Here is a 16,771-nt window from a genome sequence, read left to right on the forward strand (position 1 = left end):
AAATTCTAATTTTATTTTGGTCAACTACTGTATTACCGGGAATCTTTAACTCTTCAATTTGGGGGATGATAATCCCATTTTGTTGGGTATCGGGTTTAAAGGAAACTTTGCGATATTGGGAATTGAGATAATCAACTCCTTTGGTCTTTGTCGGTCAAAAATAAGTTTAAATTCGGCATTCTTGCCTCTGTCTTCTGACCCATTTGTGAGGTTTTCAATGCCAATAATTGGTTCATCATCTATAATTGGAACATCAAGACTATAGCCGCTTTGATATTGTACTCCTGGAATAATTTCTATGCGGAGGTTTTCGTTTGATTCAGCTATATCATCATCCGCAATATTGATGGTAATAACTTTCTCTTTCTCAGTCGGAGTTAAGGTTAATTGTCCAAGATTGGGATCTGAGAAATCATCAGTTGATGCACCGTTAAGAGGAAGTAGTCTATAAAAAACATTAATTCCACCTGCTGGGATAGTTGATGATGTGCCAATTTTAAATTGTGCTTTTCCATCTCCATCTTGTTCAGAAGCTCCTGTAAAAAACGAAATGTATATGTTAGGTCTATCAGTGTAAGGAATTAGACTGGTTGTTGGAATAAAACTTTTGGAAATAATTTCATTAGTTTTGTTATCGTTTGTCCAAGCTTGCCAGAGTAATTTGGCTTTGGCACCGCCACTATTTTCAAAATATTCCAAAGTAATTGGAACTACGTTTCCTTTTGAGAACGTCCTAATGTATCCACCGTCTTGGGATCTAGATCCATCTGACCAACGGTCAATATCGTAATTTGAAGAGTTATTAATCCGCAGCCTGACTCCATCATCAGTCTCTGCAGAAAATACATAACTTCCAGTTTCTGGAATGACAATACTACCTGTCCAACGCACGCTAAAGTTATTACTGTTAACTTTATTGTTGGGGCTACCATCACCCCAATCAAAATTAATAGCAGAATCAACTTGTGTATAAACTGGATCACCAGACAAGTCGCGGTTATTAAAATATTCCCCTTTTAACCCATACCCTAAATCATTTGGACCAGTAGCGGTACTACTCGCTAGGGGAATTAAGTAATTATTAGGAATATAGGCTTTACTACTTCCTGGTGGTTGCCATTGTAAATTTACAGCAGCACTAGCATCCCAATCAAAATAATCCATTTGGATGGCATACCATTTTCCCCCTTCTAAATAGATAGAAGCTGAATTTTCCTTATCTAACCCACTTTTATTCCATTCCTGAATAAGCCGCCTATTGTTGACCCAGAGACGAACGCCATCATCAGAATTTTCGTAAAATTTATAATCTCCCGTGCTGGAAGCATACACATATCCTGTCCAGCGGACAATAAAATTATCTTGGTTTACGTTGGAGTTTGGTGGTGATCCCGTTCCCCAATCTTCACGAATCAAACCTGCGCTATTGCTGGTGGTACTTCTTGCAGACCATTGTTTTACTTCTGTTCTTTCAACTCCGTTTCCCTCTTTGGTGTTATTACCAATAAAATACTCTACTATCAGAGGCAAAATACCTGCATAAGCTTGTTGTCCTTCCGAGGAAATAGCAATCCCAGATTCAATATTTCCAGTGGCAAATTCTAAATCCCAATCTCCGCCTAACAGTGCATTACCTGTAATATCTACGGAGGCGGCAACATCTGCTCCTGTGAATATACTTAAATCCCTTAAAAACTCCTGACCCTGACCAAAACCGACACTACAGCCAAACAGTAAAATATCTGCTTCTGCTGTTAATGCCTTACGCCATTGTTCTAATTGCTCACGATAGGCTTGGATACTGTCGCGGTTTAGCCGAGTTCTTCCCAGTTGAATTTCTCCCTCACCACCATGAGAGATAATTTGCACGCTAGTAATATTTTGTCGATTCTTAAGAGTATTGGTGATTTGCTCTATTCCGTCTTGGTCTGCGTTGATGAGCAAAAATTCTGTATCGGGCTGAACTTGTTTGAGCAGATTTTGATAGTTAGCAACCTGAGCATTAACAAAAACAATGGTGGTGGTGGGTGTGTTTGTTATCATTTTTCTTGTAGTCTTAGCTTTTTTTAGTAATATTAATGAACCGATAGGATTCCTACTTGATTTTTGTAACTATACGTAAGGTAGGTATTGCCCAGCAAAACTCGGCTACGATGGGCATCGCCCACCCTTCACTACTTACTATTTTTCAGGAATCATTTAGGATTGCTATAAGTAGGTAAACAAAATAAAAATGAGGGGTATTGCGTTTTGTAAAATGGCTGAAACTTAATCAGAATCTCGCATTGAGACAACTTTACATACCGTTATATACCTTTAAATTTTTCTGTTCACCTACTTAGTTAAGCTTTCAGGACATTTTCCCAACGGTTAATAGTGGCATAGGTCACGCATAGATAAGCCCCAAACTGTTCCTGGGTAAGTCCAGTGACCAGGTGAAATTCCCGAATTAGCCCCCCAATTTCGGTTTTTTTGACCAGCAATGGTCTTTTCAACATCTGGTTCATGATAACATCAGACTTTATCTCTTAATTACAGTTTATTGATTATTTGTTTATAATACTTATTTTTGTCCCTAAAGTCTAATTCTTAACCGTTTTTAGTATACCTAATTGTTAAAATCATAAATTTTACTTGACCGTCAATGTAGTTTACCTGTGCTACTTTTTGAAGTGCGGAATGTGGGTTATATTATTAAAATCAAGCTACACAAAGGCTTATCAATTTCTGTTTGTACAAAAAACAAAACCCCCTCTAAATGAATAGAAGGGGCATTGTTGTTAAATAATAAACCTGGCATCGAGCTATTTTCACGGAGGGCTACCCCTCAACTATCGTCGCCGCAGCAGCGTTTCACCTCTGAGTTCGGGAAGGGATCAGTGTGGTTCCACCGCGCCATAGACACCAGGAAACAATTAAAAATTAAAAATTCAGAATTAAAAATTAATTACCGATTTTTAACTTAGGGTATTCACAACCCTGAAGACTGCAAAAAGAACGAGAATCAACAGTGATAATTAACCACCAAAAACCTTCATTTTTAATTTTTAATTATCAATTTTTAATTGAATAGAGGTCAAGCCCTCGGTCTATTAGTACCCCTCAGCTTCATACATTACTGCACTTCCACTTAGAGCCTATTAACGGGTGTTCTGCCCGTGACCTTACCTACAAATTGTAGTGAGAGTACTCATCTTGAGGTGGGCTTCCCACTTAGATGCTTTCAGCGGTTATCCTCTCCGCACTTGGCTACCCAGCGTTTACTGTTGGTACAATAACTGGTACACCAGCGGTGCGTTCCTCCCGGTCCTCTCGTACTAAGGAGGACTCCTCTCAATACTCTTGCGCCTGCACCGGATATGGACCGAACTGTCTCACGACGTTCTGAACCCAGCTCACGTACCGCTTTAATGGGCGAACAGCCCAACCCTTGGGACGTACTTCCGCCCCAGGTTGCGATGAGCCGACATCGAGGTGCCAAACCTCCCCGTCGATGTGGACTCTTGGGGGAGATCAGCCTGTTATCCCTAGAGTAACTTTTATCCGTTGAGCGACGGCCATTCCACTCTGCGCCGTCGGATCACTAAAGCCTACTTTCGTACCTGCTCGACTTGTCAGTCTTGCAGTCAAGCTCCCTTTTGCTTTTACACTCGTCGCACGGTTTCCAAGCGTGCTGAGGGAACCTTTGCGCGCCTCCGTTACTTTTTAGGAGGCGACCGCCCCAGTCAAACTGCCCACCTGAAACTGTTCCCCAACCGGCTTACGGTCGTGGGTTAGAATTCTAGCTTCGCCAGAGTGGTATCTCACCGTTAGCTCCCTATTCCCCAAAAGGAATAGTTCACCGCTTCCCACCTATCCTGCGCAAGCGAAGCCCGAACACAATTCCAGGCTACAGTAAAGCTTCATAGGGTCTTTCTGTCCAGGTGCAGGCAGTCCGTATCTTCACAGACATTCCTATTTCGCCGAGTCTCTCTCTGAGACACCATCCAGATCGTTACGCCTTTCGTGCGGGTCGGAACTTACCCGACAAGGAATTTCGCTACCTTAGGACCGTTATAGTTACGGCCGCCGTTCACCGGGGCTTCAGTCGCCAGCTTTACTTTCGCTGACCAGCTTCCTTAACCTTCCGGCACTGGGCAGGCGTCAGCCCCCATACGTCCTCTTGCGAGTTGGCGGAGACCTGTGTTTTTGGTAAACAGTCGCCTGGATCTCTTCACTGCGACCCACGTCTGAGGTGGGCACCCCTTCTCCCGAAGTTACGGGGCCATTTTGCCGAGTTCCTTAGAGAGAGTTATCTCGCGCCCCTTGGTATTCTCAACCTCCCTACCTGTGTCGGTTTCGGGTACGGGTGTTCTATCTTCATCACATAGCGAGCTTTTCTTGGCACTATCCTTCACCACTCGGAGTTCGTAAACTCCTCCCAAACCAATCAGGGTATGGCTATCTTTGATGCGTCCCTCTCTATGCTCCCACAGAACAGTAAGTGACTATTGACACTTTGTCCATCGACTACGCCCTTCGGCCTCGCCTTAGGTCCCGACTAACCCAGAGTGGACGAACCTGGCTCTGGAACCCTTAGGGTTTCGGGGTGTATGATTCTCACATACATTTGCGCTACTCAAGCCGACATTCTCACTTCCGTTTCGTCCACAGCTGCTCGCCGCTACTGCTTCAACCTACGACGGAACGCTCCCCTACCGATTAATAATTTAATATCAATCCCACAGCTTCGGTACATCGCTTAGCCCCGTTCATTTTCGGCGCAAGATCGCTTGACTAGTGAGCTATTACGCACTCTTTCAAGGGTGGCTGCTTCTAGGCAAACCTCCTAGTTGTCTAGGCAATCTCACCTCCTTTATCACTTAGCGATGATTTGGGGACCTTAGCTGGTGGTCTGGGCTGTTTCCCTCTTGACAATGAAGCTTATCCCCCACTGTCTCACTGGCAATGTCTTCTTCTGGGTATTCTGAGTTTGTCTCGATTTGGTACCGGTCTCCCAGCCCGCACCGAAACAGTGCTTTACCCCCCAAATTTAACCATTACCGCTGCGCCTCAACACATTTCGGGGAGAACCAGCTAGCTCCTGGTTCGATTGGTATTTCACCCCTAACCACACCTCATCCGCTGATTTTTCAACATCAGTCGGTTCGGACCTCCACTTGGTGTTACCCAAGCTTCATCCTGGACATGGTTAGATCACCAGGGTTCGGGTCTATAAACACTGATTTATCGCCCTGTTCAGACTCGGTTTCCCTTTGGCTCCAGCATTCTCGCTTTAACCTACCAGTGCCTATAAGTCGCCGGCTCATTCTTCAACAGGCACGCGGTCATCCGTTAAATCGGACTCCCACTGCTTGTAAGCTTATGGTTTCATGTTCTATTTCACTCCCCTTCCGGGGTTCTTTTCACCTTTCCCTCGCGGTACTTGTTCACTATCGGTCACACAGTAGTATTTAGCCTTACGAGGTGGTCCTCGCTGATTCACATGGAATTCCTCGTGCTCCATGCTACTCGGGATTCAGCTACTATCCTTTGACTTTCAACTACGGGACTTTCACCCCCTCTGGTACAGTATTTAGCTGTTTCGTTTAGTCTCTAGATTCGATCTCGCTGTCCCACGACCCCAGAAGATAAATCCTCTGGTTTAGGCTCTTCCCCTTTCGCTCACCACTACTGAGGGAATCTCTAGTTTGATTTCTCTTCCTCCAGCTACTAAGATGTTTCAGTTCGCTGGGTTGGCTCTTTCCTGTCTATATATTCAACAGGTAGTACATAGGGTTGCCCCATTCGGACATTTCCGGCTCAAAGTTTGCTTCCAACTCCCCGGAACATTTCGTCGGTAACCACGTCCTTCATCGCCTCTGTGTGCCTAGGTATCCACCATTAGCCCTTATTAACTTGACCACATTTCTTTTTGTCTGCTTTCACGAAACAAGTTCATGTCTGTGTCCGCCTGCTAATTCTCGTTCTCTTATGCAGTTTTCAAGGTTCTGGCTGGAATTTAACCCAGCAGTCAAAAACTATCATTAATAGTTTCAGTTGCTGTTTTTTTCCAAATGTGGAGGTTAGCGGACTCGAACCGCTGACATCCTGCTTGCAAAGCAGGCGCTCTACCAACTGAGCTAAACCCCCAAAAACAATTAAAAATTGATAATTAAAAATTAAAAGCAAAGATATTCTGCATTTTTAATTCTTAATTTTGCATTTTTAATTGGTTCAGGTGGGCCATCCTGGACTCGAACCAGGGACCTCACCCTTATCAGGGGTGCGCTCTAACCACCTGAGCTAATAGCCCTTATCGAACCAAATCATAGTTTGAAAGCTTTACTTCAAGTCTGCGACCGACCTAGGTTAGACCAATTTAGGCTCTATTAGCAATTTTCATTGCTCTGGAAATTCTAAATGGATTAGGTCTCCCTAAAAGGAGGTGATCCAGCCACACCTTCCGGTACGGCTACCTTGTTACGACTTCACCCCAGTCATCAGTCCTACCTTAGGCATCCCCCTCCAAAAGGTTGGGGTAACGACTTCGGGCGTGACCAACTTCCATGGTGTGACGGGCGGTGTGTACAAGGCCCGGGAACGAATTCACTGCAGTATGCTGACCTGCAATTACTAGCGATTCCTCCTTCACGAAGGCGAGTTGCAGCCTTCGATCTGAACTGAGCTCCGGTTTATGAGATTCGCATCACATCGCTGTGTAGCTGCCCTTTGTCCGGAGCATTGTAGTACGTGTGTAGCCCAAGACGTAAGGGGCATGCTGACTTGACGTCATCCCCACCTTCCTCCGGTTTGTCACCGGCAGTCTCTCTAGAGTGCCCAACTTAATGCTGGCAACTAAAAACGAGGGTTGCGCTCGTTGCGGGACTTAACCCAACATCTCACGACACGAGCTGACGACAGCCATGCACCACCTGTGTTCACGCTCCCTAAGGCACTCCCAACTTTCGCCGGGATTCGTGACATGTCAAGCCTTGGTAAGGTTCTTCGCGTTGCATCGAATTAAACCACATACTCCACCGCTTGTGCGGGCCCCCGTCAATTCCTTTGAGTTTCACAGTTGCCTGCGTACTCCCCAGGCGGGATACTTAACGCGTTAGCTACGGTACAGCTCGGGTCGATACGAGCTACACCTAGTATCCATCGTTTACGGCTAGGACTACTGGGGTATCTAATCCCATTCGCTCCCCTAGCTTTCGTCCCTCAGTGTCAGTTTTGGCCTAGCAGAGCGCCTTCGCCACCGGTGTTCTTCCTGATATCTACGCATTTCACCGCTACACCAGGAATTCCCTCTGCCCCGACCATACTCTAGCTTTGTAGTTTCCACTGCTTTGATCTGGTTGAGCCAGACTCTTTAACAGCAGACATACAATGCCACCTGCGGACCCTTTACGCCCAATCATTCCGGATAACGCTTGCATCCTCCGTATTACCGCGGCTGCTGGCACGGAGTTAGCCGATGCTTATTCCTCAGGTACCGTCATTTTTTTCTTCCCTGAGAAAAGAGGTTTACAACCCAAGAGCCTTCCTCCCTCACGCGGTATTGCTCCGTCAGGCTTTCGCCCATTGCGGAAAATTCCCCACTGCTGCCTCCCGTAGGAGTCTGGGCCGTGTCTCAGTCCCAGTGTGGCTGATCATCCTCTCAGACCAGCTACTGATCGTCGCCTTGGTGCGCCTTTACCACACCAACTAGCTAATCAGACGCAAGCTCTTCTTCAGGCAGCAAGCCTTTCACCTCTCGGCACATTCGGTATTAGCCACCGTTTCCAGTGGTTGTCCCCAACCTGAAGGTAGATTCTTACGCGTTACTCACCCGTCCGCCACTAAATCCCTAAAGATTCCGTTCGACTTGCATGTGTTAAGCATACCGCCAGCGTTCATCCTGAGCCAGGATCAAACTCTCCATTTTGGTTCGTCTGTAGCTCTTTCTTAACCGTTTTTACAACCACGGTCAGGTTATTTTCTTTTTCTGACGCAGGGTACTTGTTGTATTCTGGCTTTCAAACTATAATATTTTCAAGGTTCGGTGCGACTTAGGCGCGGCGTTTGTTTCGCTTCGCTTCAGGCACTTATTTAATATATCGAACCTGCTTTGGTTTGTCAACTACTTTTTCAAACTATTTTGGAATTTGTTTTTTCGTTCTGTCTGAAATCCTTGTGAGGCAAGGGTTGTGAGTGTTAAAATCCTGAATTTTCTGCCCTGTTAGTGGTGTTTTTGATTGGGCTGAGTTGGTGGAGTTCCACGTCTGGGGTTTTTCGATTCATTAGAGAAGGGGTAGAAACAGCTTGATAATTTCTACCCATAACTAGCCTTATGTTACTGTTTGTCCAAGTCTTCAATAAGTTGATCAACAAATTCCCTTAACCGTTGCTGCTGTGTTAGGGACGGTTTTAATTTTTTCTCAACACCTTAAACTGCAAAGGTGATTTATCGTACGCTACCTGATTTTGTGGTTTAAATTTAATCCGAGGCATTGCCAAATCCTAATATGTCTGATATACTAGATATCATAGCACAACATTGAAGGTCGAGTCAATGCTTTTATCATTCAAAACTGCACTAATTCCAAATAACCGACAGATTACAGCTTTTCGCAAGGCTTCTGGAGTCGCTAGACACGCTTACAACTGGGCAAATGCTCAAATCAAGGATATTTTAGCTGCTCAAAAAGAAGGCGAAAAACTTAAATTACCATCAGCGATTGACTTGCATAAAAAGTTAGTTGCTGAGGTAAAATCTGAGCATATTTGGTATTACGAAGTTAATAAAAATATCCCTCAGAAGGCGTTAGCTGATTTACGCCAGGCTTGGGATAGGTGTTTTGTAAAAAACATCAAAACAACCACGATTCAAGAAAAAAGGACAACACGATTCTTTCTATTTAGAATCAGGAACTAAGGCGAAACCAGCGATTAAAAATGATGGTAAAAGAATTAAATTACCGTCAATTGGCTGGGTACGTTTAGCAGAACCTTTACCGATTACAGTAACTCATAATTGCGTGATTTCTAGACAGGCTGATAAATGGTTTATTTCTGTTAAATACGAAGTTGAAAAACCTCCTATACTTGCAGACAGACCGACCATTGGTGTTGACATTGGTATCAAAGAATTAGCAGTTTGCAGTAATGGTGAAGTATTCGAGAATCCTAAAGCCTACCGCCATAAGAGTAAACGCATGAAACGTTTACAGCGTAGTGTGAGCAGGAAAATTAAAGGCTCTAATAACCGTAAAAAAGCTGTGAGAAAATTGGCTAAATTACACGCCAAAGTTTCTAATATTCGCCAGGATTCTATTCACAAATTAACCTACTATCTAGCTAAAAACCACAGCATAATTAAGATAGAAGATTTGCACGTTAAGGCATTTTTGAAGAACCACAAATTAGCAGGTGCAATTGCAGATTGTGGGATGTATGAATTTAAAAGGCAATTAGAGTACAAAACTGAGAAATTCGGGAGTGAACTAATCCTTGTGGATAGGTTCTTTCCTAGTTCCCAAATATGCTCTAACTGCGGTAATCATCGTCATAAAATGCCATTAAAAAACCGCGTTTATATTTGTCCTGATTGTGGCTATAAAGCTGACAGGGACTTAAATGCAGCGCGTAATATTGACCGATGGTTTGTGGATATTTTTATCCCTGTAGCGTAGCGGTTCCTTTTAGGAACTACGGTCAGAAACGGTAAGTTCTACCGAGATTGCCTGTGGAGCGGAAAAACCTCTTAGAAGCCATTCTAAGACCGTGATGAAGCAGGAAGTAAACACTAAGGTTATCGCTGTCCAGATGTGTCTAGACTTTGGTGATTTTGGGTAAGTTTTATAGAACGGAAGACAATTATTGATAGTGTTGAGTGGATATAGATATTAGAAGATAATATGAAGAGTTCAGTGGCTGTACTACCACCGTTTTTGGTGCTGGATCAATTGTTGCAAAGTTGGTTGTTGGAAGATATTGGTAGAGGAGATCGCACTACTCAATCTTTATTATCCCCAAATTCCGCGAGAGGACAAGCTAAGTGGATAGCTAAAGCACCTGGGATAATTGCGGGTTTACCAGTTGCGGCTAGGGTGTTTAAGCTTTTAAATAATGAGGTTGATTTTATCAGTTTGACTGATGAGGGTACACCATCTGAACCGGGACAGGTGATAGCAGAAATCAATGGTTCTCTGGATACGCTGTTGATGGGGGAACGGGTGGCGTTGAATTTGGTGATGCGGTTAAGTGGAATTGCGAGTTTGACTAATATATATGTGAAAAAAATAGCTGACTTACCTGCTCAGTTGGTGGATACGCGCAAAACTACTCCAGGGTTGAGGATTTTGGAGAAGTACGCTAGTGCTTTGGGTGGGGCGATGAATCACCGCATGGGTTTGGATGATGCGGTGATGATTAAGGATAATCATATTGTTGCTGCTGGAGGAATTGGGGAGGCTGTTACCCGCATTCGTTCTCATGTTCCTTATCCTCTGACTATTGAGGTGGAAACGGAAAATTTAGCTCAGGTGCGGGAAGCGTTACAGCACAAAGTTGATATTATTATGTTGGATAATATGTCTTTGTCTATGATGAGTGAAGCTGTATTATTGATTCGTGAAGAAGATAGTCGGGTGAAGATTGAGGCTTCGGGAAATGTAACCTTGGAGACTGTTCGCGCTGTGGCGGAAACTGGTGTTGATTATATTTCTACTAGTGCGCCTATTACTCAGTCCAAATGGTTGGATTTGAGTATGAGAATGGTAAACTGTCTGATAGCGTAGCGTGGCGCAAGCCATATCAGGATATCCACCGATTAAAGGATTAACAGGATGAGAAATTTACCAATTACCAATTACCAGGCTCAATTAGATGACTAGCAACTTGAGTTAATAGAGGAACTGGGAAATTCTCTCTACAGCAGTTTCTAAGATTTCTGGTTTTTGTACTAATGCAAAGCGAACGTATCCTTCACCGAATTGACCGAAGCCGACTCCTGGCGAAGCTGCTACACCTGTTTGTTTAACTAATTCGGTGCAGAATTCTATGGAATTATGACTCCATTGTGGGGGTAGTTTTGCCCAAATGTACATTGTGGCTTGGGGTGTGGGAACGTTCCAACCAATACGGTGTAAGGCTTTGATGAAGGTGTCGCGGCGTTGACGAAAAGTATCAACGGCAGATTTTACACCATCTTGGGGTCCGGTGAGGGCAGCGATCGCTCCGTTCAAAATTCCCAAATATTGGTTAAAATCAACGGTGGCTTTGATTTGCTTTAAGGCTTGAATTAATTGCGGATTCCCAATTGCATAACCAATGCGGAAGCCACCCATATTATAAGACTTAGACAGGGTAAAGAATTCAATGGAGACGCTTTTTTCGGGGTCTGCTTGCAATATTGAGGGAACAAGAGATTTTGAAGTTTGGGTTTCTGCTGCGAAAACTAAGTCTACGTAGGGGAAATCGTGAACGAGGACTATATTATGTTGTTGACAAAAGGCTACGGCTTCTTGAAAGAAGGATAACGGGGCGATCGCACTGGTAGGATTATGGGGATAGCTTAATACCATTAACCGCGACTGGGCTAAAATGTTGGCGGGAATATCACTAAAAACTGGTAAAAAATTATTTTCTGGTTTTATTGGCATGGTGTAAATTTGACCACTAGCCAAGTATACTCCCCCGGCATGGGAAGGATAACCAGGATCTAATAATAAAGCAAAATCGCCGGGATTAAGCACGGCTAAAGGCAAATGGGCTGTCCCTTCTTGAGAACCAATCAGGGGTAAAACTTCTGTTTCTGGGTCAACTGGGATACCGAATTTTTGCTCGTACCACTGGGCTGCGGCTTGACGGAAATTTTGAGTACCACGAAATAATAAGTAGCCATGAGTGCTAGGATCATAGAGAGATTGGGCGATCGCTTCTATGACGTGATTCTCGGCTGGTAAATCTGAAGAACCCAAGGACAAATCAATTAATTCTCTTCCAGCAGCCAAAGCAATGGTCTTGGCTGTGTCCATATCCGCAAATACATTAGATTTTAAAGGTTGTAACCGGGTGGCAAATTGCATTTTAATTATTAGTCATTGGTCATTAGTCATGAGTGAGTGATCAGAAACTATGGAGTTTTGATCACTGACGGGTAACTAATTATTATTTAAATGCTGATCTAAAAAACTGAGTAATTTATTTTTACTAATTACTCCTTCAGTAGATTCTAATACTGTTTCTCCTCTTAGTAACCTAAGAGCGGGAAGACCTTCTACCCGATATTCCTTGACAGCGACTGGATTGGGATCAGCTTCTATCTTAACAATTTTTAAGCGATCGCCATAAGTTGTTGCAGCCAAGTTAATCAGTGGTGACATCAATTGACAAGGACCACACCAGGAAGCCCAAAAATAGACCAATACAGGCTGCTCGGCTTTTAATACTTCTGTTTCAAACTCAGCATCAGTGATAGTGATTATACACTTGTTCATTATAATCTCCATTAGGCGGTATTGATCAAAGTTGACACACAGAATAGAGAATACTTTATCCCAATCTGTTCCCACTTCACTATTTATAGCAGGCAGAGGGAAATGTTTATTTCGTTTTACTCAAAAATCAGAAAGTACAAACTATATAGATTTGAAAAATGATTGTGAGACAACAGAGGATTTCTCACCTATGCCTACTTGCTTATAATTGTCAACTAGATAATACTTAAAAAATTCTGTTATTTTATCAGGCAAATATTATTACAGCATATTGCAGGTTAATAAAGGACAAAGCTTAGTGATAAAGCTATATGGCTCTAGGGGTTGAGTAATGCTGTAATGTCAGTATTTATAAAAATATTTTCAATGCTTATTGCAAATAGTTGACAAAAACAGCGATAAAGATTTATGCTATTTTTTGTCATTAACTACGCCAATTTAATACCTTAATCAAAATCACTAGTCGTGAAAACTCTTGACTAGTAAGCTTTTTATTGAGGATAAGTGAGTATTGTCGTGACAAAAGAACCAATAAGCATTTGGAAAAATTATTTTGTTAATGCTAAATAGTGTCAAAATAAGCCTTGGAGAAAATTTACTAATAGCTAAACTACAAGCTTATTCACAATTTTTGGCAACTAAATGCGATTACTTTAATTTATCCGAGAGGAGGATTACTTAAATGATGAAAGAAGAATATACCGACTTAGTCAACACAGAGTTTCCTAGACAGCTAGATATCGCCAAAATCAGCGTTTATGGCTTAAGTATTCTTTCAGCAGCATTGTTTCTTTCTCTGCCTTTTTTTAACATCTTCAATCCTAGTCCGTGGCAAAGATGGATAGGTACAGTACATGGCTTCGGTTCTTTACTATCCACAGTAGTTGCAGTGTATACAGGACATTTAGCCTTTCCCTTGCTGCGGGGAGGGAGTAAAATTTTACCGCAGATGCGGACTTTGACATTTTGGTCAACAGCGATCGCATTTTTAGGTATTGCCACAGGCAACTTAGCATATATGCGCTACCGAGCTAATATAGAATTTGGTGGCGCTCGTGCGTGGTTAATAGAAAATACACCATTAGGACAATACATATTAATGGAATATCACGAATTTACCGTGTTATTTACATTGCCAATAGGTGTAGCTTGTACGTTGATTTTGTGGCAATATGGCGACTCAATTTTAGAAAAAGAAAATCGCCCAGTTTTAACAGCAACTTGTGTGGCTTTAATGGGAATGATGTTTTTTGCAATGGGTGGACTAGTCACCGGACTTAGTATTGCAAAACTTCATACTTTGTAAGTTTTTCAATGTTAACTATTAACCAATAAAAATCAGAAAATGACTAAAGATCTATCACGGGCATCTGAATTTAAAACAGAGCCTATCTATGGCAAAATTTGGAGTTCATTGAAAAGATTTCCTGGTGTTTTAGCTAAAGGAGCAAACAAGCCGCCTGCAACTTCTGGTCCTGCCGCCGCAGCATTAATTAGTGGAGGAATAGGATGTTTTACGATGATGGTGGCACATCATTTATCAGACACATCTAAACAGCGAGAAAAAATACTTAAAGACCTTGGTGGTTGGATACCCGGAAGCCATAATCCTAGTAAACTTTGGGGAAACATTGGCAGCTATGCCGGCAAAGAAACTATGTTGCTGATTGGTTGGCTGGTCAGTTGGGTGATTCTTTACTTTTTGTGGAAAGACAAACAAATTAAATCTAAAACCATCTTTTTCTGGATATTTTTCCTATTTGTTGCGGCTACAGCTATGAGTTGGCATCCCCTGTTTCCATATTTACCTTTGCATTAAAGATTGAGGAATTTAAAAATGCTACAAACGCCAAGAGACGTTCTTGAAAAAAGAATGCACAAGTATGTTTTTGGTTTAGTAGGAGTGTTTCTTTTGTTTGCAATTACCTTACCGATTGCTTGTTTAAGAGTAAAGCAAGATAAAAGACTTATTAACTACAACTTCCATTTAAAGTCTTTAACTTTGGAAGGTAAATTAGTTGAACCCTCTAGTCCATCACAAGAGACTCAGCCACAGAAGCATTAAAAAATGAAAAAACTACAAAAATCAAGAGACCCACCAAGCGGTTTAAACTCTTGATTTGGTAACCACAAGATTTTGTTGTTGGTTTATAATCCGTTAAATATTGTCAAATATCTGGAACATATTTGCATTCATATTTTGACCCCAGAATTTTGCTTCAGTTGAGCGATGGCACTTCGTGCTGGCTAAGGGCGATATCACTTCGCTGATTGCTTGTGGACTGGGTAATATTTTCATGGGCATTTACCATACCAATTTTTAGGAAATTTTCTCAATGATATTCAACGCAAATGACACATCTTCTCTGCTTCCAGGCAGCACCGCCTTTCCAATAGGTAATTTATCCGACCCATTATTACCCCTAAATCCCCCACCCCTCGGCTCTGCTGCCCCTATCTATGGCACAGGGGCGGATGATGTGATCAATGCCGTAAGCAAAGTTGTCGTCTACGCTGGTGATGGCAACAACGTCGTTCTCACGGGCAACTACAGTGATGTGATTTATGCTGGCTCTGGTCGGGACATTATTGATGCAGGCAAAGGCAACAACTTCATTTCTGCGGGAGAAGGAGTAAACCTGATCACCACTGGGTTGGGTAATGATGTCATCTACTCCGGTGCGAGTAGTGATTTTATTGATGGGGGTGCTGGGAATAATGTCATCTTTGCAGGGGAAGGCAACAACCGCATCCTGACGGGTAAAGGCAACGACACAATTTATGCCGGGGCAGGGAACGACACGATCTACTCTGGTAAAGGCAACGACACAATTTATGCCGGGGCAGGCAACAATGTGATCAACGCAGGTACTGGGAATGACTCGGTGTACCTCGGCAGCACCGGCAAAGACAAGCTAATCCTGGAAGGCGGCACAGGTTCCGTCGCTGTGTGGGGGTTCAATACCACGTCCGACAAAGTGCGGTTGGGGGAAAGCTTACTGGGTAAATCCCTCAGCTTTACCAGCAGCAATGGCGACACCTTGGTGTATGCGGGTAATGATCTTCTCGCAACGCTCAAAGGAGTGGCATCTGGATCTCAGGCTTTGGTGGACAACGGACCACTCTACCGTTACGCAGCAACTGATTTGGGTTCTCTCAGTACCAACCCTAATGGTTCAGTTAACGTAGCTTCGATTAACGACTTAGGACAAATCGCCGGACGCTTTGACACAGGCGCAACTTTCACCAATACAAACGCCACCACGGGTGTAGTAAATACTAACAACCTCGTGCGTCAAGGCTTCATCTGGGAAAATGGCGTGCAAACTGCCATAACCAGCACTGGATTGAAAAATGGTCAGTCTGATTTCGGTGCAGCAAATGGCGAAACAGTCACCCTGCTCACCCCCAATGTTAACACCATTAGCGATCGCGGTGTAATCCTGGGAACGGCTGATGAAGTGCGACAACCGAATCCTCTAGCCACGGACCGCGCCCTAGTTTGGGAAAAGAACGGCAGTAGCTACAACCTGACAATCAACGACTTTGGGGGCGTGGAGAGCTACTTCTTGGACATCAACAACAGGAACCTCATCTCTGGTCGTAATATTGAAGCATCAGGTTACGACAACCCGCTTTACTGGGAAAATGGCGTGGTAACTGCCTTGACAGATCTGTCCGTGAGCGGCGACGGCGGCACAGCCCGTGGAGTCAACGGTAATGGTCAAATCGTCGGATATGTGGACAGCGACCGAGTTTTGGATGGATCTGCCAAGAACACCGCCATTGTGTGGAATAAAGATGCCAACGGTGTATATCAACTCACTGATTTAGGCACTTTTGGTGGAGACCAAGCTACCTTGCGAGATATCAACAACGCGGGTCAGATTATTGGTTCTTCAACTAGTGGTAGTGGCAGCACCGCGACTAGTACGCCATTCTTGCTCCAAGCAGATGGTACATTCACTGCGATCGGTAGCTTAGGCGGTAACACTGGTTCTGTTAACGGAATCAATGAATTTGGTCAAGTCGTAGGGGCTTCTCAAATCGCCGCAGCTACAAATCATGCCTATGTTTGGAGCGGCGGTGTGCTGTCTGACTTGAACAACTTGCTGACCACACCGCTTACCTATAACGGTGCGACTGTAACTTTGACAAGTGCCACTAGCGTTAACAACTTCGGACAAATCGTGGCGACTGGAACCTATACTTACGTGGATAACTCAACTGCAACTCCAACCACCAAAACAGGGACTCGATCCTACGTGCTGAATGTTGCTTAGTAGTATTTAGGAAGTCACCAGAAT

General features: G+C 43.5%; 10 protein-coding genes, 2 tRNA genes, 3 rRNA genes and 1 pseudogene. 7 read left to right on the forward strand and 9 right to left on the reverse strand.

Features of this window, described 5'->3' with window-relative positions; all coding sequences use genetic code 11:
- Positions 1–45: 45 nt before the first annotated feature.
- The 7 genes from ANA_RS18680 to ANA_RS18710 form a co-directional block, all read right to left on the reverse strand.
- Positions 46–2,043 (reverse strand): DUF4347 domain-containing protein, encoded by a 1,998-nt coding sequence (locus ANA_RS18680; protein ID WP_015081567.1) that lies wholly within the window; start codon positions 2,041–2,043, stop codon positions 46–48.
- 299 nt (positions 2,044–2,342) lie between these two features.
- Positions 2,343–2,498, reverse strand: a complete 156-nt coding sequence (locus ANA_RS18685; protein WP_148279088.1) for a helix-turn-helix domain-containing protein — start codon at positions 2,496–2,498, stop codon at positions 2,343–2,345.
- Between the two features lie 293 nt (positions 2,499–2,791).
- Positions 2,792–2,909: ribosomal RNA gene (gene rrf / locus ANA_RS18690) — 5S ribosomal RNA — on the reverse strand.
- A 163-nt stretch (positions 2,910–3,072) separates the two neighbouring features.
- A 23S ribosomal RNA gene (locus ANA_RS18695) occupies positions 3,073–5,904 on the reverse strand.
- A 155-nt stretch (positions 5,905–6,059) separates the two neighbouring features.
- Positions 6,060–6,132 (reverse strand) — tRNA-Ala (locus tag ANA_RS18700).
- 89 nt (positions 6,133–6,221) lie between these two features.
- A tRNA-Ile gene (locus ANA_RS18705) sits at positions 6,222–6,295 on the reverse strand.
- A gap of 125 nt (positions 6,296–6,420) precedes the next feature.
- Positions 6,421–7,909 (reverse strand): 16S ribosomal RNA (locus tag ANA_RS18710).
- The 16S, 23S and 5S rRNA genes sit together here with 2 tRNA genes alongside, the layout of an rRNA operon.
- 627 nt (positions 7,910–8,536) lie before the next feature.
- Here ANA_RS18710 and ANA_RS27845 point away from each other — a divergent pair.
- The 3 genes and pseudogenes from ANA_RS27845 to nadC all read left to right on the forward strand — a co-directional run bounded on the left by ANA_RS27845 (position 8,537) and on the right by nadC (position 10,763).
- The gene (locus ANA_RS27845) at positions 8,537–8,899 is read left to right on the forward strand and encodes a helix-turn-helix domain-containing protein (RefSeq protein ID WP_235081904.1); all 363 of its coding nucleotides are present in this window, start codon (positions 8,537–8,539) and stop codon (positions 8,897–8,899) included.
- A pseudogene (locus ANA_RS18715) lies at positions 8,898–9,656 on the forward strand (RNA-guided endonuclease InsQ/TnpB family protein); the annotation flags it as partial. The gene ANA_RS27845 and the pseudogene ANA_RS18715, both read left to right, overlap by 2 nt.
- Positions 9,657–9,881: 225 nt before the next feature.
- Positions 9,882–10,763, forward strand: a complete 882-nt coding sequence (gene nadC, locus ANA_RS18720) for a carboxylating nicotinate-nucleotide diphosphorylase (protein ID WP_015081569.1) — start codon at positions 9,882–9,884, stop codon at positions 10,761–10,763.
- A 105-nt stretch (positions 10,764–10,868) separates the two neighbouring features.
- Here the strand turns inward: nadC and ANA_RS18725 are convergent, their stop codons facing one another.
- On the reverse strand, positions 10,869–12,053 hold the full coding sequence (locus ANA_RS18725; protein WP_041458151.1) for an LL-diaminopimelate aminotransferase: 1,185 nt from the start codon (positions 12,051–12,053) through the stop codon (positions 10,869–10,871).
- Between the two features lie 75 nt (positions 12,054–12,128).
- Positions 12,129–12,464 (reverse strand): thioredoxin family protein, encoded by a 336-nt coding sequence (locus tag ANA_RS18730; RefSeq protein WP_041458152.1) that lies wholly within the window; start codon positions 12,462–12,464, stop codon positions 12,129–12,131.
- A gap of 682 nt (positions 12,465–13,146) precedes the next feature.
- Here ANA_RS18730 and ANA_RS18735 point away from each other — a divergent pair.
- From ANA_RS18735 to ANA_RS23740, 4 genes are all read left to right on the forward strand, one after another.
- Positions 13,147–13,770 (forward strand): hypothetical protein, encoded by a 624-nt coding sequence (locus tag ANA_RS18735; protein WP_015081572.1) that lies wholly within the window; start codon positions 13,147–13,149, stop codon positions 13,768–13,770.
- Between the two features lie 39 nt (positions 13,771–13,809).
- Positions 13,810–14,283, forward strand: coding sequence for a hypothetical protein (locus tag ANA_RS18740; protein ID WP_015081573.1), 474 nt, complete (start codon positions 13,810–13,812; stop codon positions 14,281–14,283).
- Between the two features lie 18 nt (positions 14,284–14,301).
- Positions 14,302–14,529 carry a hypothetical protein gene (locus ANA_RS18745; protein ID WP_015081574.1) on the forward strand — a complete coding sequence of 76 codons (228 nt, stop codon included), beginning with the start codon at positions 14,302–14,304 and terminating at the stop codon, positions 14,527–14,529.
- A gap of 271 nt (positions 14,530–14,800) precedes the next feature.
- On the forward strand, positions 14,801–16,747 hold the full coding sequence (locus ANA_RS23740) for a serralysin-like metalloprotease (protein ID WP_015081575.1): 1,947 nt from the start codon (positions 14,801–14,803) through the stop codon (positions 16,745–16,747).
- Positions 16,748–16,771 lie beyond the last annotated feature (24 nt).

Origin of the sequence: Anabaena sp. 90 (assembly GCF_000312705.1) — a bacterium.
Taxonomy (GTDB): domain Bacteria; phylum Cyanobacteriota; class Cyanobacteriia; order Cyanobacteriales; family Nostocaceae; genus Dolichospermum; species Dolichospermum lemmermannii.